General features: G+C 63.7%; 17 protein-coding genes and 1 pseudogene. 9 read left to right on the forward strand and 9 right to left on the reverse strand.

The features are described 5' to 3' along the window. Positions 1-110: 110 nt before the first annotated feature. On the reverse strand, positions 111-1103 hold the full coding sequence (locus tag MUM_RS0124640) for a P1 family peptidase (RefSeq protein ID WP_010175209.1): 993 nt from the start codon (positions 1101-1103) through the stop codon (positions 111-113). Between the two features lie 306 nt (positions 1104-1409). Between MUM_RS0124640 and MUM_RS0124645 the strand changes: the two genes are divergently transcribed. The 7 genes from MUM_RS0124645 to MUM_RS0124675 are packed head-to-tail and all read left to right on the forward strand — an operon-like array spanning position 1410 to position 10284. Next, complete coding sequence (locus MUM_RS0124645) at positions 1410-3848, forward strand: TonB-dependent receptor plug domain-containing protein (RefSeq protein WP_010175210.1); 2439 nt, start codon at positions 1410-1412, stop codon at positions 3846-3848. Positions 3849-3906: 58 nt separating this feature from the next. Continuing rightward, entirely contained in the window at positions 3907-5244 is a 1338-nt protein-coding gene (locus MUM_RS0124650; protein WP_010175211.1) for an LLM class flavin-dependent oxidoreductase, read from the forward strand. Then, on the forward strand, positions 5241-6158 hold the full coding sequence (locus MUM_RS0124655) for a 5'/3'-nucleotidase SurE (protein ID WP_010175212.1): 918 nt from the start codon (positions 5241-5243) through the stop codon (positions 6156-6158). The genes MUM_RS0124650 and MUM_RS0124655 overlap by 4 nt, the downstream gene beginning before the upstream one ends. Next, entirely contained in the window at positions 6155-7144 is a 990-nt protein-coding gene (locus MUM_RS0124660; protein WP_010175213.1) for an LLM class flavin-dependent oxidoreductase, read from the forward strand. Before MUM_RS0124655 ends, MUM_RS0124660 begins: the two co-directional genes overlap by 4 nt. After that, on the forward strand, positions 7141-8127 hold the full coding sequence (locus MUM_RS0124665; protein WP_010175214.1) for an LLM class flavin-dependent oxidoreductase: 987 nt from the start codon (positions 7141-7143) through the stop codon (positions 8125-8127). Before MUM_RS0124660 ends, MUM_RS0124665 begins: the two co-directional genes overlap by 4 nt. Positions 8128-8159: 32 nt before the next feature. After that, positions 8160-9152 (forward strand): LLM class flavin-dependent oxidoreductase, encoded by a 993-nt coding sequence (locus MUM_RS0124670; RefSeq protein ID WP_010175219.1) that lies wholly within the window; start codon positions 8160-8162, stop codon positions 9150-9152. Next, complete coding sequence (locus tag MUM_RS0124675) at positions 9142-10284, forward strand: LLM class flavin-dependent oxidoreductase (protein ID WP_010175221.1); 1143 nt, start codon at positions 9142-9144, stop codon at positions 10282-10284. The genes MUM_RS0124670 and MUM_RS0124675 overlap by 11 nt, the downstream gene beginning before the upstream one ends. An 844-nt stretch (positions 10285-11128) precedes the next feature. Here the strand turns inward: MUM_RS0124675 and MUM_RS0124680 are convergent. The 8 genes and pseudogenes from MUM_RS0124680 to MUM_RS0124715 all read right to left on the reverse strand — a co-directional run bounded on the left by MUM_RS0124680 (position 11129) and on the right by MUM_RS0124715 (position 16675). Then, a complete protein-coding gene (locus MUM_RS0124680) occupies positions 11129-12208 on the reverse strand; it encodes a sigma-54 interaction domain-containing protein (RefSeq protein WP_010175222.1) in 1080 nt (359 codons plus the stop codon). Between the two features lie 99 nt (positions 12209-12307). Continuing rightward, a complete protein-coding gene (locus tag MUM_RS0124685; protein ID WP_010175224.1) occupies positions 12308-12973 on the reverse strand; it encodes a methionine ABC transporter permease in 666 nt (221 codons plus the stop codon). Then, a complete protein-coding gene (locus MUM_RS01000000132680) occupies positions 12970-13716 on the reverse strand; it encodes a methionine ABC transporter ATP-binding protein (protein ID WP_010175226.1) in 747 nt (248 codons plus the stop codon). The genes MUM_RS0124685 and MUM_RS01000000132680 overlap by 4 nt, the downstream gene beginning before the upstream one ends. Beyond that, positions 13713-14507, reverse strand: a complete 795-nt coding sequence (locus tag MUM_RS0124695) for a MetQ/NlpA family ABC transporter substrate-binding protein (protein WP_010175228.1) — start codon at positions 14505-14507, stop codon at positions 13713-13715. The genes MUM_RS01000000132680 and MUM_RS0124695 overlap by 4 nt, the downstream gene beginning before the upstream one ends. Before the next feature lie 14 nt (positions 14508-14521). After that, positions 14522-15559: an isopenicillin N synthase family dioxygenase gene (locus MUM_RS0124700; protein WP_010175230.1), complete on the reverse strand. Its 1038-nt coding sequence runs from the start codon at positions 15557-15559 to the stop codon at positions 14522-14524. An 86-nt stretch (positions 15560-15645) separates the two neighbouring features. Further along, positions 15646-16173, reverse strand: a pseudogene (locus MUM_RS0124705) (thioredoxin family protein); the annotation flags it as partial. A 68-nt stretch (positions 16174-16241) separates the two neighbouring features. After that, the gene (locus MUM_RS0124710) at positions 16242-16421 is read right to left on the reverse strand and encodes a hypothetical protein (protein WP_029616083.1); all 180 of its coding nucleotides are present in this window, start codon (positions 16419-16421) and stop codon (positions 16242-16244) included. Positions 16422-16432: 11 nt separating this feature from the next. Continuing rightward, entirely contained in the window at positions 16433-16675 is a 243-nt protein-coding gene (locus MUM_RS0124715; protein WP_010175234.1) for a DUF2790 domain-containing protein, read from the reverse strand. Positions 16676-16891: 216 nt separating this feature from the next. On the opposite strand from MUM_RS0124715, the gene MUM_RS0124720 reads away from it, so the two are divergent. Together MUM_RS0124720 and MUM_RS0124725 are read left to right on the forward strand one after the other, a co-directional pair. Further along, positions 16892-17632, forward strand: a complete 741-nt coding sequence (locus MUM_RS0124720) for a response regulator (RefSeq protein WP_010175236.1) — start codon at positions 16892-16894, stop codon at positions 17630-17632. After that, positions 17629-18933, forward strand: a complete 1305-nt coding sequence (locus MUM_RS0124725; protein WP_010175237.1) for an ATP-binding protein — start codon at positions 17629-17631, stop codon at positions 18931-18933. Before MUM_RS0124720 ends, MUM_RS0124725 begins: the two co-directional genes overlap by 4 nt. Positions 18934-19086 lie beyond the last annotated feature (153 nt).

A 19086-nucleotide genomic window follows, 5' to 3' on the forward strand; every position in this document is an offset into this window, starting at 1 on the left:
CGACAGGCGGGGCAGAGCCCTTTGCTTACTTTGGGGCTTTTCCAAAGTGAGTCGCTGTAAGAGCGAAACCCTAAGCGGCCATAACAAAAACAACGGATATACACCCCAACCTAAGCCCGCGCAGCAAACACCCCCCGGGCAATCGACCGAGCCACGCAGTCAGCCGCCGCCGACCCAATCCGCCCAATCTCCACCTGCCGCCGCGGCCCATCCGTCAACTCCACCGCCCCGGAGGCCAACGCAAACACCGTATCCCCATCAAACGGCAAATGCGCCGGCCGCACCGCCCGGGCAATCCCGTCCTGAGCCATGATCGCCACCCGCTTGCACTCCGCCACCGTCAACCGCGCCGTACTCGCCACCACCACCAACGTGGTGTTGGCCCCCGCTTGCAAACGCCCCATGGAATCCAGCCGCGACAACTCCGGCATCGGGTCACTGCAGTCCATCGGTGTCACCGGCCGCGCCCCGCCAAACTCCCCCGCCACCTCCCACGGCCAGGCCCAGAACGTCTCGCCATCGGGCATGTACACCGACCCAATCGGGTTCGCCACCACCAAGGCGGCAACCACCAGGCCATCCCCTAAATCCAGGGACGCCGTACCCAGCCCACCTTTCAACACGCCGGCCATGGCCCCACGCCCGGCCCCGACCGAGCCCAGTTCAAAGTCCGGCCCGGCATTGGCCAGCGCCTCAAACCCCAGCCGCCGATACGGCGGCTCCAGGCCCCAATCCTTGTCGCCACCGTTGGCCAGGTCATGCAACACCGCCGCCGGCACGATAGGAATCGCCGGTGCACCCGGCTTCAAATGCAACCCCACCTGGTCCTGGGACAGTTTCGCCGCCACCGCGTCGGCGGCCCCCAGGCCAAACACCGAGCCACCGGCAAACACCAGGGCGTGAAGCTGGCCGACCATGTTCTCGGGCTCCAGCGCCGCTGTTTCGCGACCGCCAGGGCCGCCACCGCGAATGTCGATACTGGCAGTCCAGAAACCATCCGGGCGGATCACCGTGACGCCGGTGTCGGCGTGCAGGTCTGTGGCGTGGCCAACCTCCAGGCCGGGAATATCAGTGAGGGCGTTGCGCGGGCCGGGTCTAGGCATACAGAAAAGCTTCCTTGGGTTTAGGTATGGCGTGGGGAGAGCAAGGGGTGTGCCAAGGAGGCGTTTCCCCGCCCCAGCGTACGCGGGCAGCTTCGCAGAAAAATCCCCTGCACAAAAACCAACACCCTGCCCTCCCGCCTGTTAGAAAAACACCACCCACCGCCCCGTCCCGCCAACAACCCCTTGTAATCCAAGACTTTTCAGCGATGGCACAGCCTTTGCTCTCCTGCCTCCACCAGAGCTTGAACTCAACAAGCCGCCCTCGAACAAGGCTCGTCGCCTAACCACACTGGAGTGTCGCACATCATGAATCCATCACGCGTCGCAGGCCGCCGCCAACCCGGCAAGGCCTTCGCCCATACCCTGTTGTTCCTCGCCGTGTGCGAGGCCGCCAGTTACAGCAGCCTGACCCTCGCCGCCGATGCCCCGGCCAGCGACAACCCGCTGGACACCGTCGTGGTGATCGGCAACCGTGGCCAGGCGCGCACCCTGGCCGAGAGCCCGGCGCCGGTGGATGTGATTTCCTCCAAGCAGTTGCTCGCCACCGGCCAGGGCGACCTGACCCGCGCCCTGAGCAAGGTGCTGCCGTCGCTCAACCAGCCGGCCTCGTCGGGCTTCGGTTCGACCTCGATCGTGCGCCCCATCAGCCTGCGCGGCCTGAACGGTGACCAGGTGCTGGTGCTGGTCAACGGCAAGCGCCGCCACAACAGCGCGCTGTTGAACAACGCCACCTCCCTCAACTCCGGCTCACAACCGGTGGACCTGGACATGATCCCCACCGCCCTGGTGGATCACATCGAAGTCCTGCGTGACGGGGCCTCGGCGCAATATGGCTCGGACGCCATCGGCGGCGTGATCAACATTGTGCTCAAGCAGACCGACCACGGCGGCAGCTTGTCCACCACCTACGGCCAGAACTATGAAAACGGCGACGGCGAAACCGTGCGCCAGACCGGCAACGTCGGCCTGGCCCTGCCCAACGACGGTTTCATCAACCTCGCCCTGGACGTGAAAAAACAGAACGTTTCGGACCGTTCCGACGCTGCGCCCTACACCGACAGTGCCGGCAACACCAGCCAACGCCACACCTACTACGGCACCGGCCTGCCCGAGGCGAAGAACTTCAGCCTGGGCTACAACGCCGAACTGCCGGTCGCTGACGCGCTGACCCTGTACTCGTTCTCGACCTACACCCACCGCAACTCGGAAAAACCCCTGGCCTTCCACCAGCCGGGCAGTTTCAACGGCATCCAGACGCCGTACCCGGAAGGTATCGAAGACAACCTGCGATTCATCGAAGACGACTTCCAGGTGGCATTCGGCGGCAAGGGCCAGGCGGCCGGCTGGGACTATGACCTGTCGAGCACCTACGGCCAGGACCATGCCCGGGCCACCCTCACCGACACCTATAACCTGAGCTACGGCCCCACCTCGCCGACCTCGGTAGACACCGGCGTGAAAACCTTCAGCCAGTGGACCAACAACCTCGACCTTACCCGCGCCTTCGACCTCGGCCTGTACAAGCCGACGCAGATTTCCTGGGGCCTGGAACAGCGTTACGAAGACTACAAGATCGGCAAGGGTGACCTCGCCTCCTACGCCAGCGGGCCGTTCGACACCGGCGCCAACGGCGCGATTATTCCACCCGGGACCATTTCCGGTGCGGGCACCACCCCGGCCGACGCGGCCGAAAAAAGCCGCATCAGCCTCGCGGGCTACGGCGAAGTCGGCCAGGACTTCACGGATAAATGGCACGTGGACCTGGCCGGACGCTACGAGCACTACAACGATGGCTCGGGCACCACCACCAACGGCAAGATCTCCACCCGCTACCAGCTGACGCCGATCCTGGCCGTGCGCGGTACCTTCAGTACCGGGTTCCGTGCGCCGTCCCTGGCCCAGCAGATCTACAGCTCCACCTCGCAAACCAGCGTCAACGGCCAGCTGTTCGACTACCGCAACGTGGCGGTGAATTCCGACGTGGCCAAGGCGTTGGGTGCGACCACCCTCAAGCCGGAAAAGTCGACCAACTACAGTGTCGGGCTGACCCTGCAACCCACCGATAACACCAACATCACCCTGGATGCCTACCAGATCGTGATCAAGGACCGCATCGCCCAGACCGGCTACCTCGGCGGCACCCCGCAGATCAGCGCGATCCTCGCGGCCGCCGGCCTCAACCCGAACCAGGCAGTCACCTACTTCACCAACGCCCTCGACACCACCACCCGTGGCGTCGACCTGGTGGGTGACTACCGCCAGGACATCGGTGCCTATGGCAGCCTGAAATACAGCGCCGGGTTCAACTGGAACACCACCCAGATCGACTCGATCCACGCCTCCGCCGTGGCCGCCCAGGCCCTCGGCCCGGACGGTGGCTATGACCGTCAGCGCCAGGGCAACCTCAAGTACGGCCTGCCGCAATCCAAACTGCTGCTGGGCACCACCTGGACCTACGACAAAGTTGAAACCAGCCTCAACCTGACCCGCTACGGCTCGTACACCGAGTACGGCACCGCCGAGATTTACGACCGCAACTTCGCGCCGACCTGGATCACCGACCTGAACATCGACTACCACCTGACCAAGGCGGTGACCCTGAATGCCGGCGCCAACAACCTGTTCAACAAGTACCCGAAACGCACCGACCTGGTGAGCAGCTCCGGCGGCTTCCCGTACGGCACTTTTTCGCCTTACGGCACCACCGGTGGCTACTGGTACACCGGCGTGACGTACGCCTTCTGACCCAGCCCGCGGGGCCGGTTCGCCGGTCCCGCGCCTGACCTTTTCCGGGAGCCTGTCCATGACCCGACGTACCGATCAACTCAAGCTGGGGGCCTTCCTGGCCAACAGCGGCCACCACGTATCGGCCTGGCGCCACCCGCTGGCACAAGCGGATGCCAGCCTGGATTTCGAGCTGTTCAAGCACATCGCGCAAACCGCCGAACGCGGCAAATTCGACGCCTTGTTCGTCGCAGACGTGGTCGCACTGTGGGGCCATCATCACGATGCACTCAGCCGAACGGCAAGGGCCGAACACTTCGAACCCCTCACACTGATGGCCGCTCTTGCCGCCGTCACCACCCACATCGGCCTGATCGCCACCGCCACCACCAGCTACAACGAGCCGTACCATATCGCCCGCAAGTTCGCCTCCCTGGATCACTTGTCCAAGGGCCGCGCCGCCTGGAACCTGGTGACCTCAGTGGTCTCGGATGAAGCCTGGAACTTCGGCCGCGAAACCCATATCGACCACGGCGACCGTTACCAGCGCGCCGAAGAATTCCACGATGTGGTCAAGGGCCTGTGGGACAGCTGGGACGACGACGCCTTCACCCGCGACAAGGCCAGCGGCGAGTACTTCGACCCGGCCAAGCTGCACACCCTGAACCATCGCGGCGAACACTTTTCCGTGCGCGGCCCGCTCAACGTCGCCCGCCCGCCACAGGGCCATCCGGTGCTGGTACAAGCGGGTGCGTCGGAGCCGGGCAAGGCCCTCGCCGCCCGCGTCGCCGAGCTGATTTTTGCGGTCAACCATGACCTGGCCGGCGCCCAGGCGTTCTATCAGGACATCAAGCAACGCGCCACCGCCTTTGGCCGTGACCCCGACCACGTCAAGATCCTGCCCGGTGTCACCCCGTTTATCGGCGAAACCCGCGAACAGGCCCAGGCGCTGTTCGAAGAATTCCAGGCCCTGGTGGACCCGGTGCTGGGCCTGCGTTTCCTGGCCGATACCCTGGGCGATGACATCGACCTGTCGGGCTACGACCTCGACGGCCCGCTGCCGGAAACCCCGGTAGGCCAGCGCGGCAGCCGTCGCGACAAATTGCTGGAACTGGCCCGCAGCCAGAACCTGAGCATCCGCCAGCTGTACCTGCACCTGACCGCCGGCAACCCGGTGATCGGCACCGCCGAAGACATCGCGGACTTCTTCGAGCAGTGGTTCGAAGCCCGTGCCTGTGACGGCTTTAACGTGTTCTTCCCGTACTTCCCGGGCGGCATCGACCTGTTCGTCGAGAAGGTGATTCCGCTGCTGCAACAACGCGGGCTGTTCCGCACCGAATACGAAGGCACCACCCTGCGGGAAAACCTCGGCCTGCCGCGCCCGGCCAACCGCTTTACCCAAGGAGTCAAACCATGAAGCACAGCGCATGGATGCTGGCGCTCGGCAGCCTGGTCGCCTCGAAGGCCTTCGCCCTGAACATCTTGCTGAGCAACGACGACGGCTATCAGCACCCCAACATTCGCGCCCTGTACACCGAGCTCAAGGCCCAGGGGCATACGGTGCGGATTGCCGCGCCGCAAGCCGACCAGAGCGCCCGGGGCGGCGCGTTTTTCTTTGGCCGCGAAGTCAGTGTTGGCCATGACGACGACCCGGCCTACCCCGACAGTTACTACATCAGCACCACCGAAAACGGCGTGTGCCAAAGCCCCGAGTGCGCGGGTAAAAACGTGCAGATCGAGATCAGCGGCACGCCGGTGATGGCCTTGCTGATGGGCCTGAAAAAAGTCATGCCCCATCCCGACCTGGTGATCGTCGGCCCCAACCCCGGGAATAACCTGGGGGCGATCAACAGCGCCTCCGGCACGTTCAACGTCGCGAGTGTCGCGGTGCAGGCGGGCATTCCGGCGCTGGCGGTCAGCACCGATTTGAAAGAGACCGACCCACAGCGCGCGGCGCTGCTGGTGGCGAAGCTGGTCAACGCCCTGGACCAGCATCGCCAACCCGACGGCGCGCTCTTGCCCAAGGGCCTGGGCCTGAACATCAACCTGCCAAAAGACCCGCAGATCAAGGGCGTGAAACTCACCCGCATCGGCAGCTACGTGGGCTTTGAAGCGGTGTACACCGACGACCTCAAGCAATTCAAGCTGCCGGGCAAACCTGGCATTGGCTTCCAGTACAGCCCCGCCGCCACCGCCGAGCAACAGAAGCAGGATGAAGCGGTATGGCTGAACAAGGGTTACCTGACCATCAGCCCGTTCAGCGGCCTGCCGGAGTCGATCAATGCCGGCCCCGCGCTGCAAAAACAACTGGCCCGCGAGGTGCAGCCATGAGTTCCCGTTTTTCCCTGGGGTTTCTCAGCCGGGTCTACAGCCCGGGCTTCGATCCCAAGGTCTACCGCGACACGCTGGAGCTGTTCAAGGTCGCTGAAGAACTGGGCTTCGACAGTGGCTGGGTGGCGCAGCACCACTTCGCCAGCGAGAACGGCCGCCTGCCCTCGCCCCTGGTTCTGCTTGCCGCCATCGCCCAACGCACCCGACGGATCAGCCTGGGCACCGGGATTATCGTGCTGCCCCAGGAAGCGCCGCTGCGCCTGGCGGAAGACGCCTCGGTGCTGGACTTGTTGAGCAATGGCCGGCTGGAACTGGGCCTGGGCGCGGGCTTCGATCCCGAGACCTTTACGGCGTTCGGCCGCGAGCCGCACGCGCGCCATCGCGACTATGAGCAGCACCTGCAACAGTTGCTCCACGCTCTGGGCAACGCGCCACTGACCGACAGCGGCTCGCGCTTGCTGCCACGGGCCGCCGGCCTCGGGCACCGCCTCTGGGAAGCCACGTCACGGGTGGAACTGGTGGCCGAACGTGGCCACGGCCTGATCATGGCGCCCAACCCGCACCTGCCGCCCGAAGCCTCGGTGGAGCTGGTCAACCGCTATCGCAACGCCTGGACCGGCGACAACGGCACTGCGCCCCGCATCGCCCGGGTCCAGGCGCTGATCCCGAACCCGGACGCCGCCACACGCAAGGACATCCAGGCCTACGTGCAGCGCCAGCAAAGCATCGGCGTGTACAAGGCGCCGGTCGACGATGACTTCGACACCACCCTCAAGCGCCTCGGGATCCTGCACGGCCCTGTCGAACAGATTATCGAGCAGTTGCAGCAAGGCCCGACCCTGACCGCCAACGATCATCTGGTGCTGCAAGTACAGACCGCCAGCACCCCGCTGCGTGATGCGATTCGTGCGCTGGAAATCATCAGCGAACAGATCGCCCCGGCCCTGGGCTGGCAGCCCACCCTGCCTCAAGGAACCCTGTCATGAGCTTCAAACTGGGCTTTCTCAGCCACGCCTTTGGCGATGATCCACAGCAGGTCTATCGCGACCTGATCGAACAATTCGAAGTCGCCGAAGCCCTGGGTTTTGACGGTGGCTGGATTGCCCAGCACCACCTGAGCAACGGCTTTGGCCGGCTGCCGTCGCCGCTGGTATTGCTCGCAGCGGTGGCCGAGCGCACCCGGCATATCGAGCTGGGCACCGGGGTGATCGTGCTGCCCTTCGAAGACCCGATCCGCCTGGCGGAAGACGCGAGCGTGCTCGACGCGCTGAGCGGCGGCCGGGTGCAATTGGGCCTGGGCAGCGGCGGCGCCAACCTCGACAATTTCAGCGCCTTTGGCCGCGACGCCCTGCAACGCCAGGTCGACTTCAGCGACCACCAGCAGCAGGTCCAGCAGCTACTCGACGGCGAGCCGCTGACGCCCCACACCCCATTAACCCTGCAACCGCCAGCGACCGGCTTGAGCAGCCGCTTGTGGCACTCCCATGGCAGTCTCGAAGGCGCGGCCTACACCGCGAGCCAAGGCAACGGCCTGCTGCTGGGCACCGCCACCCACGACCCGCTGACGGTGCAGAAACCCTTGGCCGACGCCTACCTGAACGCCTGGACCCGCACCGACCGGCCACCGCGTATCGGCGTGGTGCGCGCAATTTTCCCGGCACCCGACCGTGCCAGCGCCCAAGCGGAACTGGCAGTGGATATCGAGCGGCACATCCCGCGCCTGCAACGGGAAGGCTTGATTGATCAAGCCGTGGACTTGCAGGAACACCTGCGCCTGATGAACGTGCACCACGGCCATCCCGACGAAGTGATCGAAAGCCTGCAACGGGACCCGTCGCTGCTGCCCTATGCTGACTACGTGATCGCCGTGGTCCAGGCCGAAAGCTCGACCCAGGCGCAGATCCTCAAGCGCCTGGAAATCATCGCCCGGGACATCGCCCCGGCCCTCGGATGGCGAGGACGAGAGTAGGATGATCAAGTCCTTCGAAATGGAGCCCGTACATGCCCCTTGAATTCAGTTGGTTGATGCCCCTCTGCACCCCCGACTGGGCGGCGCGGCCGGGGCAATGGATCCAGCTGGCCCAGGCGGTGGAATACGCCGGCATCGACGGCCTGTGGATCCCCGGCGGCGCCCTGTGCGCCGACAGCCTCGGGGTGGCGGCGGCACTGTGCGCCCACACCCGGCGGGTACAGTTGTCGGTCAGCGTGCCGCCGGAAGTCATGCTGCCGGCCGCCCTGGCCACCACCCTGCAAAGCCTGCAATCCATCAGCAGCCACCGGGTGCGCCTGCACTTGCCCGACGGCGAACAAGGCAGCCTGCGCAGCGCTTTTGGCGAATGGCTGAACCGCGACCAGCGCAGCGAGCGCATCGGCGAATACCTGGAAATCCTCCAGCAACTGCTGGCCCCGAATGACGGCGGCCTGGATTATCAAGGCCGCTACTTCCAACTGGAAAACGCCGGCGTCGCCCGCCGTGAGCTGCCCGCCCCGCCACTGGTGCTGGACGACAGCCAAAGCCACGCGCTGGTGGCGGGGCACGCCCAAGTCTGCCTGTTGCGGCCCGGGCATCCGCAGTGGCTGGCCCAGGAAATACAGCGCTGGCGCCAGCTTCAACCGAGCCTGGCCTTTGCCTGTACCTTTGGCCTGATCATCGGCGACAGCGAAGACCTGGCGTGGGAAACCGCCGCCGCGCTGCTGCCAACCCAGGACCTGCCCAACCACCGCATCGCCACCGTGCCCCGGGACCGTCACCCGTTGCGCCAGTGGGAGATCCACCCGAACCTGCTGCAACTGCACCCCGGCCAGCCATTGATCCTGGTGGGCACGCCCCGTCAAATCGCCACGCGCCTGCAGGAACTGCACGGCCTGGGCCTGGGCCACATCATCCTGCAAGGCGGCCCGGCGGTCAGCGAAGTGCTGCGTTTCGGGGAACAGATCCTGCCGTTGCTTTTTCAACACGGCCTGCGCAAGGAGCGCCTGCACCATGAACACTGAGGTTCGCCCACCGATCCAGCTCGACTGGTTCCTGCCCACCAACGGCGACGGTCGCCACCTCACCAGCAGTGGCCTGCCCAAGGTCGGGCTGTTCCAGCAAGGCGAACGCGCGCCGACCCTCGACTACCTGCGCCAGATCGTACGGGCCACCGAACAGGCCGGGTTCGACGGGATCATGGTGCCCACCGCCAGTGGCTTCGAAGACCCGTGGCTGATCACCGCCGTGCTGGCCCAGGAAGTGCGGCGGCTGAAATTCCTCCTGACCTTGCGCCCCGGCATGGAACTGCCCGCCTACACGGCTCACCGTGCGGCGACCTTGCAATTGCTCAGCGAGAACCGGCTGGCGCTGCATGTGGTGACGGGGTCCAGCCGCTTTGAGCAGCGTTCGCTGGGGGATTTTCTTGAGCATGATGAGCGTTATGCGCGGACTGCCGAGTTCTTGCAGGTGTTCCAGGCGGTGTGGGCTGGCAAGCAGCCGACGCATCCGGGGCGGTATTACCGCAGCGGCATCAACACCCCGGTGGCACCGGGGGCCGAGGTGCCGGCGATCTATTTTGGCGGGGCCTCCGAGGCGGCCGAGCAGGTGGGAGCGGCCCATGGGCAGACGTACCTGATGTGGTGTGAGCCGCCGGCGATGATTGCCGAGCGGGTGGTGCGGATGCGCGAGTTGGCCGCGTTGCAGGGGCGCACGTTGCGCTTTGGGTTGCGCTTGCACATCTTTGCTGATCGCACCGACGAGGCGGCCTGGGCGCATGTTGAGCGGCTGCTGGAGGAGATTCCCAAGGACGCCATTGACCAGGCGCAACGGCAAATGGCCAAGTACGAATCGGTGGGGCAGAGTCGCCAGACCGAGTTGATGAAAGGCCGTGGGCGTGGGGCGCGGGAGTTGGAGGTTTCGGCCAACCTCTGGGCCGGGGTGGGACTGGTCCGTGGTGGGGCCGGGACGGCGTTGGTGGGGAGTTATGAGCGGGTGGCGGAGCGGATCGAGGAGTATCACCAGCTGGGGGTGGACAGCTTTATTTTGTCCGGGTTTCCGCATTTGGAAGAGTCGATACACGTGGGGGCCGAGGTGTTGCCCCTGTTGCGCAGGATAGGTGCTTTGGCGCGGGATGCTGAGGTGAGCCGGGGGTGAGTACATATCCGTTATTTGGGTGATGGCTTAAATTGGTTCCGCTCTTACAGCGGCTCACTTTTGAACAGCGCAAAAGTAAGCAAAACGCTCTTGCCCCACCACTCGGCACCTCGCTAATGCTCGGTGTGCCCTCACTCCGGCATTACTCCGCGGGCCGCCGCGACGGGGCGTCCCTGCCCCGTCGCGGCTAAACCGGCGTCCTGCCGGTTTACCCGCTCCGTACTACCTGCGTTCGGCCAGCGTGGTTTAACGGGGCGCCTAAGATCAAGATCAACAGCAGATCAACAGCACAGCGGCCTACAGGCCGGCTTGAGTGGTTTGAAGCAAAGGCAACATCAAAATCAAAATCTACAGCGGGCACGGTCCAAATGTAGGAGCTGGCTTGCCTGCGATGGCCTCGCCTCGGTGCATCTGAAAAACCGAGGTGTCTGCATCGCAGGCAAGCCAGCTCCCACAGAAAAGCAGAGCCGCAGCAGTTTCAGATTTGGTTTTCGCGTTGGCTTTGGCTTTTGATCTGGCTTCTACCACCACTCAAGCCGGCCTGTAGGCCGCTGTGCTCTTGCTTTTGATCTTGATCTGACTGCCCCAATAAGCCCGAGGCCGAACGCAGGGATTGAGGAGCGGGTAAACCGGCAGGACGCCGGTTTAGCCGCGACGGGGCAGGGACGCCCCGTCGCGGCGGCCCGCGGAGCAATGCCGGAGTGAGGGAACACCGAGCCTAGGCGAGGTGCCGACAGGCGGGGCAGAGCCCTTTGGTTACTTTGGGGCTTTTCCAAAGTGACTCGCTGTAAGAGCGAAACCATAAGCAGCCGTTACCTGAACAACGGATATGTACACCAAAAAATCAGGGTTTAACCCGCCCCTTGAGCATCCCATGATTCACCAAAAGCGTCCGCATAGCATTACGCGTAACCCCCAACAACTCCGCCGTACGCAACTGATTAAACCCACAAAACCCAAACGCCTCCCGCACGATCAAATCCTCAATATCGTGCAACAACGAATCCCCAGGCACCTCGAACAACCGCAGCAACTGCTCACGCACCACCTCCTGGGGAATCCTCGGCGCCCCGCTGTTAACGCTGGCATGCATCGCACTCAACCCCGCAGAAAACTTCAGGTGCGACGGCATGATCGGCTTATCCCCAGCCACCAAAAGCGCCAGGTGCACCACATTCTCCAGCTCACGAATATTCCCCGGCCACGGATAATCCAGCAGCGCCTGAGTCGCCGACTCCGACAACATCGGCTCGGCGATTTTCAACTTGGCACTGTAGAGCCGACGAAAGTGCTCAACCAGCGGCAGAATATCCAGCGGCCGCTCACGCAAGGGCAACACCTGCACCTGCGCAACGTTGATGCGATAGAACAAATCGAGACGAAAGTTACCCGCCTCCACCGCCTGCTCCAGGTCGATGTTGGTGGCGGTTACCAGGCGGATATTGATCTTGATCGGCTTGCGCGACCCCACCCGCACCACTTCCTGCTCCTGCAACACCCGCAGCAGTTTCACCTGCAACGGCAGCGGCAAGTCACCGATTTCGTCGAGAAATAACGTGCCACCGTCAGCCTCTTCAAACCAGCCGATCCGCCGCCCCGAGGCCCCGGAAAACGAACCGGCCTCATGCCCAAAAAATTCGCTTTCCGCAAGGTTCTCGCTGATGGCGCCACAGTTCACCGGCACAAACGCACCCGTGCGACCGCTGGCACTGTGGATGTAGCGCGCCACCAGTTCCTTGCCGGTGCCGGTCTCGCCATTGATCAACACCGGCGCTTCGCTGGGGCCGACACGCTGTAAATACTCAAGCAGTTGCAGCGAGCGCGGGTCGGCAAAGACCAACGCCTTGGCGCGAATCGACAGCGGGTCTTTTTCGCCCTGGGGCAAAGTCAGGATCGGCGTGGGATGCCCGTGGGGACGGTTCATGAAGAGTATTTCCCGGCGACGAGGTGAAGGTACGAAGGGGAACTTTACTCAGTCACGCATATAACTAGAAATATTAAAAATTCATTAGTACATAACCGTTTAACGACGATGCGCCAGCGACCTCACGCAACGATCCCCCAGGCTTTGCACACCCTGAACCAGCACCACCAACACAATCACCGTCACCACCATGATCTGGTTGTTGAAACGCTGGTACCCATAACGAATCGCCAGGTCGCCCAGGCCACCGCCACCAATCACGCCGGCCATGGAGGAAAAACCGATCAGCATCACCAGGGTCAGGGTCAACCCGGCGAGCAACGCGGGCAGTGCTTCCGGCAACAGCACCTTGAGGATCACGTGCCGGATATCCCCGCCCATGGCGACGATGGCTTCGATGCGCCCCTTGTCCACTTCATCCAACGCGTTTTCGACGATGCGCGCAAAGAACGGAAAAGCGCCAATCGTGATGGGCACCACGGCGGCGGTGCTGCCCAGGGTGGTGCCGACGATCAGTCGGGTCAGCGGAATCAAGGCAATCAACATCACCACAAAGGGCAATGAGCGCCCCAGGTTAACCACCGCCCCCAACACGCGATTCAGGCGCGGCAGCGGGAACAGCCCACCGCGACGGCTGATAAACAGCAGCACGCCGAGAGGCAGGCCGATCAGCAAGGTGAACACCGCCGCCAGCAGCACCATGTACAGGGTTTCAGCCGTGGCCGTGAGCAGCAATTGCAGGATGTCATTCCAGTCGGTTTTCATACCGCCCTCACCGCTGGCAGGTTGGGGGCCAGTGAGCGGCCCAGGCTTGAGGCGGGATCGGCCTGCAATTGAATCAGGCTGCCGCTTTCCACCACGCGCCCATTGGCCAGGGACACCGCGCTGTCGCAGATGGCCTTGACCACTTCCAGCTCATGGGTGATCAACACGATGGTCACCCCCAGTTGCCGATTGATGCTGCGCAGCAGTTCCAGGATCGACGCGGTGGTTTCCGGGTCGAGGGCGCTGGTGGCTTCGTCCGACAGCAAATAATCCGGGCGCGCCGCCAGTGCCCGGGCGATGCCCACGCGCTGCTTCTGCCCGCCGGACAGTTGCGAAGGAAATGCCTGGGCCTTGTTACTCAGGCCCACCAGTTCCAGCAGTTCCTTGACCCGGGCGATGCGTTCAGCCTTGGGCTGGCCGGCAATTTCCAGGGGCACCGCCACGTTGTCGGCGACGTTGCGTGAATGCAGCAGGTTGAACCCCTGGAAGATCATGCCGATACGCTGGCGTTGCTGGCGCAGTTGCTTGTCGCTGAGCAGCGTCAGGTCCTGGCCGTCCATGAGGATGCGCCCGGAGGTCGGGCGCTCCAGCAGGTTCAGGCAGCGCAGCAAGGTACTTTTGCCCGCCCCGCTACGCCCCACGATCCCGAAGATCGAACCGTCGGCAATCTGCAACGACACCTTGTCCAGCGCCGCCGGCTGCCCGTCGGCGTAGGTCTTGCTGACCTGCTCGACGACGATCATTCGACGGCTACCGGAATCACCGAGCCTGAATATTTCTCGGTGATGAACGCGGCCACCTCCGGCGAATTCAGGTCCTTGGCCAGTTGTTTGATCCGTGGGTCGTCCTGCAATTTCGGCGTGGTCACGAGGATATTGGCGTAGGGATTGCCCTGGGCTTTTTCCAGGCCAAGGGCATCCTTGGCCGGCGACAAACCGGCTTCCAGCGCGTAGTTGCCGTTGATCACGGCGAGGTCGACGTCATCCAGGGCGCGAGGGATCTGTGGCGATTCGATTTCGAGGATCTTCAGGTGCTTGGGGTTCTCGGCGATGTCCTTGGGCGTTGCCTGGTCCTTGGCCGGGTCGTTGAAGCCGGGCTTGAGCGTGATCAGGCCGTTGGCTTGCAGCAGGTACAGCGCACGGCTCAGGTTAGTGACGTTGTTGGGCACGGCCACGGTGCCTTTGTCCGGCACCTGGGCAAAGCTGGTGTGGCGATGGGAATAAATGCCGAGCGGCTCGATGTGCACGGTGGCCGCCACTGAAAATTTCTGGCCGAGGGCCTGTTCCTGGGAGTGCAGGTACGGCAAGTGCTGGAAGTAGTTGGCGTCGACATCCCCGTGAGCCAACAGCTCGTTGGAGTTCACGCCGTTGGGGATCTCGATGATTTTCAGCTGCAACTGCGGGTCAAGTTTCTGCACGTATTCGAGGATTTGCGCGTGGGGAATCGGGTCGGCCGCCACACGCAGGGCCTCGGCGGCCTGGGCGTCGAACGACGCAATCAGTACGGCCAGGGCCAGGGCTGTTTTCTTGAGCATGGTGATGTTCCTTATCAGGCGGACAGGGCTTGGGGAATCGTGGCGTCGGCGTAAAAACGCTGGGCGACATCCGGGTGGGAACGCAGGCGGCCCTTGAGGTAGTTCCAGCCGACGTCCCGCAGCAGCGGGTTACGCGGGTCGCTGGTGGGGCCGTGGGCATCGCGCAGCAACTCGGGCGGCAACTGATACACCGGCACCACCGCGTCCAGCTGCGCACCGAGGAAAAACGCCAGGGACAGGCGCTCGCTGCCCAACGGCGGCGATTCGACCCGGTGCACCGTGGCGCGCAGGTAGCCGTTGGTCGCCAGTTCCAGCAATTCGCCGATGTTCACCACCAGGGTGTCGGGGCGCGGCGAGGCGTCGATCCAGCGGCCCTCCTCCACTTCCACTTGCAGGCCGGCTTGCTGGTCTTGCAGCAGGAAGCTGAGAAACCCCGAATCCTTGTGGGCACCCACGCCCTGGCGACTTTGCCGGGCATGCCGGCCGGGGTAGCGGATCAGCTTGATGTGTTCGTTGGGTTTGTCGCCGTACAGCGGGTCGAAGGCGTTTTCCGGCAGCGACAAGGCCTGGGCAAAGGCCCGTAGCAGGCGCAACGACATCTGCGTCATCGCCTGCTGCCAGGCCAGCAACAAGGGCTTGAGCTCGGGCAACGCAGCGGGCCATTGGTTGGGACCTTGCAGGCGCGACCAGGCCGGTGAGTTCGGGCCTTGTTGCAACGGCTCGCGCTCGGCGCCGAGGTCGAACTGTTCACGCAGGTCCGGCTGCCCACGAGTGATCTCCGAGGCGGCGCGGTTATAGCCGCGAAAGTGCGGGGAATTGATCATGCCGACGGCGAGTTTGTCAGCCTCCGGCAAGGCGAAGAACTGCCGCGCCTGCTGCTGCACCCGAGTGAGCAAATCGGCGTCGATGCCATGGCCGGTGAGGTAGAAAAAACCGATATGCCGCGCCGCGTGGCGCAGGTCATCGAGAAACTGCCCGCGCTGGGCCGGCGTGCCGTCGAGCAGCGCCAGGTCCAGCAAGGGCAAGGTATGGATTGCCAGCGGGTGCAACATCGGTAGCTCACTCCATGAACATAGTGGTGGAGTGGCGAAGCTAAACGATCTAAAAACCCGACAATAAATACCTTTTTGGCATTAGCTTAGGTGGGTGCGTTCGCCGCCCTGGCTTCTTCCAGCAACGCCTGGATGACTTTCTCCTGGTTGTCGTAGCGGCCCTCGCCGAAATGGCTGTAGCGCACTTTGCCGGTAGCGTCGAAGAAATAATGGGCCGGCCAGTACTGGTTATCGAAGGCGCGCCAGATCCGGTAATCGTTGTCGATGGCCACCGGGTACTGGATGCCCAGTTTCCTGACCTGAGTACGCACGTTATCCAGGACTTTCTCGTAGGCGTTTTCCGGGGTGTGCACACCGATCACCACCAGCCCGTCCTTGGCGTACTTCTTCGCCCACTGATTGACGTACGGCAGGCTGCGCTGGCAGTTGACGCAGTCGTAGGTCCAGAAATCCACCAGCACCACCTTGCCTTTCAAGCCCTCGGCCGTCAGCGGTGGCGAGTTGAGCCACGCCACGGCGCCGTCCAGGGACGGCATGCGCTCTTCGGATTGGCTGAAGCTTTCGGCGTCGACGTTGTTGATCAGGTAGTTGACCGCCTTGGGCACGCCGACCAGGGCAACGACCAGTGCCACCAGGAGCAGGCCTTTTGAGCGGCGCAGGTATCGGATGAAGTTCATGGGTGTCACCTCGTGGCCGGGGGTGTTTCGTCGCGTTTGCGACCCGCGCCGTTTTGCGCCAGCGGCGTATTCTGGAAGCAGGTTTCACTGCCGGTGAGTTTTTTGGCGGTGGCGGCATTCACATCCGCCGCCACACCCGCCATGGAAAACGCCAGGGCGCTGAGAAAGCTGTTGAGTGGGTTCATGGCCGGTCTCCTCAGCTGCCTTCAAGGCAGTTGCTGGCAAATTTGCGGTAGTCGAGTACGTGGCGCTGGCCCTCGGAATCGAGGTAGGTCAGGTGCGAGTTGACGATGCCGCACAGCGCGCCGCCGGCCTCTTCGGAGATCGACACCACCTGGTGGATGTCCGGCTGGCTGGCGGTGGTTTCGGCATGGGCGGCAACGCTCAGGCCAGTGAATGCGGCAAACAGGCAGGCGGCATAGGTAGCTTTGAGATTCATGGGCGGTTCCCCGGGGGTTCAAGTGAGCCGAGGCGGATTACCTCGATGGGCTCATTTGAACCTTGCGAGGTATCCGGATTGTGTCGGCCAAGCCCGGATTTTTGCGTCGACGTGTATCTCGTCACCGCCAGATACACTGCAATACAAAGGGCACAAGGCAAGCCCGCCGGCAGTGGCTAGACTGCGCATCAATGACTATTCAACGAGGAAGGCAGCATGGATCACGTCGATCACATTCTGATTGTCGATGACGATCGGGAGATCCGCGAACTGGTGGGCAACTACCTGAAAAAGAACGGCCTGCGTACCACCGTGGTGGCTGACGGCCGGCAGATGCGCAGCTTCCTGGACACCACGCCGGTGGACCTGATCGTGCTGGACATCATGATGCCCGGCGACGACGGCTTGCAGCTGTGCCGCGAACTGCGGGTGGGCAAGCACAAGGCCACGCCGATCCTGATGCTCACCGCGCGCAACGACGAAACCGACCGCATCATCGGCCTCGAAATGGGCGCCGACGACTACCTGGTCAAGCCCTTCGCTGCCCGTGAACTGCTGGCCCGCATCAACGCCGTGCTGCGGCGCACCCGGATGCTGCCGCCGAACCTGGTGGTGACGGAAAGCGGCCGGCTGATCCGCTTTGGTCGTTGGCGCCTGGACACCACCGCCCGCCATCTGCTGGACGAAGACGACACCCTGGTGGCCTTGAGCGGCGCCGAATACCGCCTGCTGCGAGTGTTTCTCGACCACCCGCAACGGGTGCTCAACCGCGACCAGTTGCTGAACCTGACCCAGGGCCGGGACGCGGACCTGTTCGACCGTTCCATCGACCTGCTGGTCAGCCGTTTGCGCCAGCGCCTGCTGGATGACGCCCGCGAGCCGGCCTACATCAAGACCGTGCGCAGCGAAGGCTATGTGTTCTCCCTGGCGGTGGAAATCCTCGGGGACTCGGCATGACCCTTTCGTTTCGCTGGCCGCGCACCCTGGCGGCGCAACTGTCGGTGATTTTCATCGTCAGCCTGCTGTGCGCCAACGCCCTGTCGTTCAGCGCGCAGTTCTATGAGCGCTACATGAGCGCCCGCAGCGTGATGCTGGGCAACCTGGAGAACGACGTATCCACGTCCATCGCGATCCTCGACCGCCTGCCCGCCGCCGAGCGCGCCAGTTGGCTGCCGCGCCTCGACCGCAACGCCTACCGCTACCTGCTGAATGCCGGCGAACCCGGCGAGCCGATGGCCAGCGACGACGTGCCCATGGCCGCGACCTCGATTTCCGATGCCTTGGGCGAGCATTACCCGCTGACCTTTCGCGACATCCCGGGCCTGCAAAAACACTTCCAGGCGCACCTGACCCTGGCCGATGGCAGCCCGGTCACCATTGACGTCTACCCCAAGCCGATCCCGTTTGCCTTCTGGTTGCCGGTGGTGCTGGTGCTGCAGTTGCTGGTGCTGCTGGTCTGCACCTGGGTCGCCGTGCGCATCGCCATCCGCCCGCTGACACGCCTGGCACAGGCGGTGGAAACCCTTGACCCGAATGCGCACCCTACGCCACTGGACGAAACCGGCCCCACTGAAGTGGCGCATGCGGCGGCGGCGTTCAACGAAATGCAAAAGCGGATTGCCGAGTACCTCAAGGAGCGCATGCAGATTCTGGCGGCGATCTCCCACGACTTGCAGACGCCGATCACCCGCATGAAATTGCGTGCCGAGTTCATGGAAGACTCGGTAGACCGGGAAAAGCTCTGGAGCGACCTGGGGGAAATGGAGCACCTGGTGCGCGAAGGCGTGGCCTATGCCCGCAGCGTGCATGGCGCGACCGAAGCCAGCCACCGGATCAACCTCGACGCGTTTCTCGACAGCCTGGTGTTTGATTACCAGGACATGAACAAGCAAGTCAGCCTGAGCGGCAAAAGCGCAGTGGTGCTGGATACCCGGCCCCATGCGTTGCGCCGGGTGCTGGTGAACCTGGTGGACAACGCACTGAAATTTGCCGGGGCGGCGCAGATGGAGGTGGGTTCGACATCGTCCGGGGAGCTGTCGATCAAAGTGCTGGATCGGGGCCCGGGGATTGCCGAGGATGAACTGGTGCAGGTGATGCAGCCGTTTTACCGGGTGGAGAGCTCGCGCAATCGCGGCACGGGGGGCACCGGGCTGGGGCTGGCGATCGCCCAGCAACTGGCTGTGGCGATTGGCGGGGAGTTGACCCTGAGCAATCGGGATGGCGGTGGGTTGTGTGCCGAGGTTCGGCTGGTGCTGTGACGGGCTGTGTGTGTATCCGTTATTTGGGTGATGGCTGATATCGGTTCCGCTCTTACAGCGGGTCACTTTTGAAAAGCCCAAAAGTAACCAAAAGGCTCTTGCCCCACCACTCGGCACCTCGCCTAGGCTCGGTGTGCCCTCACTCCGGCATTA

This window comes from Pseudomonas sp. PAMC 25886 (genome assembly GCF_000242655.1).
GTDB lineage: Bacteria > Pseudomonadota > Gammaproteobacteria > Pseudomonadales > Pseudomonadaceae > Aquipseudomonas.

What these genes read in the sequence shown, in the direction of transcription:
- MUM_RS0124640 (WP_010175209.1), bottom strand. Translation starts at nt 1,103, where the DNA reads ATGCCTAGACCCGGCCCGCGCAACGCCCTCACTGATATTCCCGGCCTG.
- MUM_RS0124645 (WP_010175210.1), top strand. Translation starts at nt 1,410, where the DNA reads ATGAATCCATCACGCGTCGCAGGCCGCCGCCAACCCGGCAAGGCCTTC.
- MUM_RS0124650 (WP_010175211.1), top strand. Translation starts at nt 3,907, where the DNA reads ATGACCCGACGTACCGATCAACTCAAGCTGGGGGCCTTCCTGGCCAAC.
- MUM_RS0124655 (WP_010175212.1), top strand. Translation starts at nt 5,241, where the DNA reads ATGAAGCACAGCGCATGGATGCTGGCGCTCGGCAGCCTGGTCGCCTCG.
- MUM_RS0124660 (WP_010175213.1), top strand. Translation starts at nt 6,155, where the DNA reads ATGAGTTCCCGTTTTTCCCTGGGGTTTCTCAGCCGGGTCTACAGCCCG.
- MUM_RS0124665 (WP_010175214.1), top strand. Translation starts at nt 7,141, where the DNA reads ATGAGCTTCAAACTGGGCTTTCTCAGCCACGCCTTTGGCGATGATCCA.
- MUM_RS0124670 (WP_010175219.1), top strand. Translation starts at nt 8,160, where the DNA reads ATGCCCCTTGAATTCAGTTGGTTGATGCCCCTCTGCACCCCCGACTGG.
- MUM_RS0124675 (WP_010175221.1), top strand. Translation starts at nt 9,142, where the DNA reads ATGAACACTGAGGTTCGCCCACCGATCCAGCTCGACTGGTTCCTGCCC.
- MUM_RS0124680 (WP_010175222.1), bottom strand. Translation starts at nt 12,208, where the DNA reads ATGAACCGTCCCCACGGGCATCCCACGCCGATCCTGACTTTGCCCCAG.
- MUM_RS0124685 (WP_010175224.1), bottom strand. Translation starts at nt 12,973, where the DNA reads ATGAAAACCGACTGGAATGACATCCTGCAATTGCTGCTCACGGCCACG.
- MUM_RS01000000132680 (WP_010175226.1), bottom strand. Translation starts at nt 13,716, where the DNA reads ATGATCGTCGTCGAGCAGGTCAGCAAGACCTACGCCGACGGGCAGCCG.
- MUM_RS0124695 (WP_010175228.1), bottom strand. Translation starts at nt 14,507, where the DNA reads ATGCTCAAGAAAACAGCCCTGGCCCTGGCCGTACTGATTGCGTCGTTC.
- MUM_RS0124700 (WP_010175230.1), bottom strand. Translation starts at nt 15,559, where the DNA reads ATGTTGCACCCGCTGGCAATCCATACCTTGCCCTTGCTGGACCTGGCG.
- MUM_RS0124710 (WP_029616083.1), bottom strand. Translation starts at nt 16,421, where the DNA reads ATGAACCCACTCAACAGCTTTCTCAGCGCCCTGGCGTTTTCCATGGCG.
- MUM_RS0124715 (WP_010175234.1), bottom strand. Translation starts at nt 16,675, where the DNA reads ATGAATCTCAAAGCTACCTATGCCGCCTGCCTGTTTGCCGCATTCACT.
- MUM_RS0124720 (WP_010175236.1), top strand. Translation starts at nt 16,892, where the DNA reads ATGGATCACGTCGATCACATTCTGATTGTCGATGACGATCGGGAGATC.
- MUM_RS0124725 (WP_010175237.1), top strand. Translation starts at nt 17,629, where the DNA reads ATGACCCTTTCGTTTCGCTGGCCGCGCACCCTGGCGGCGCAACTGTCG.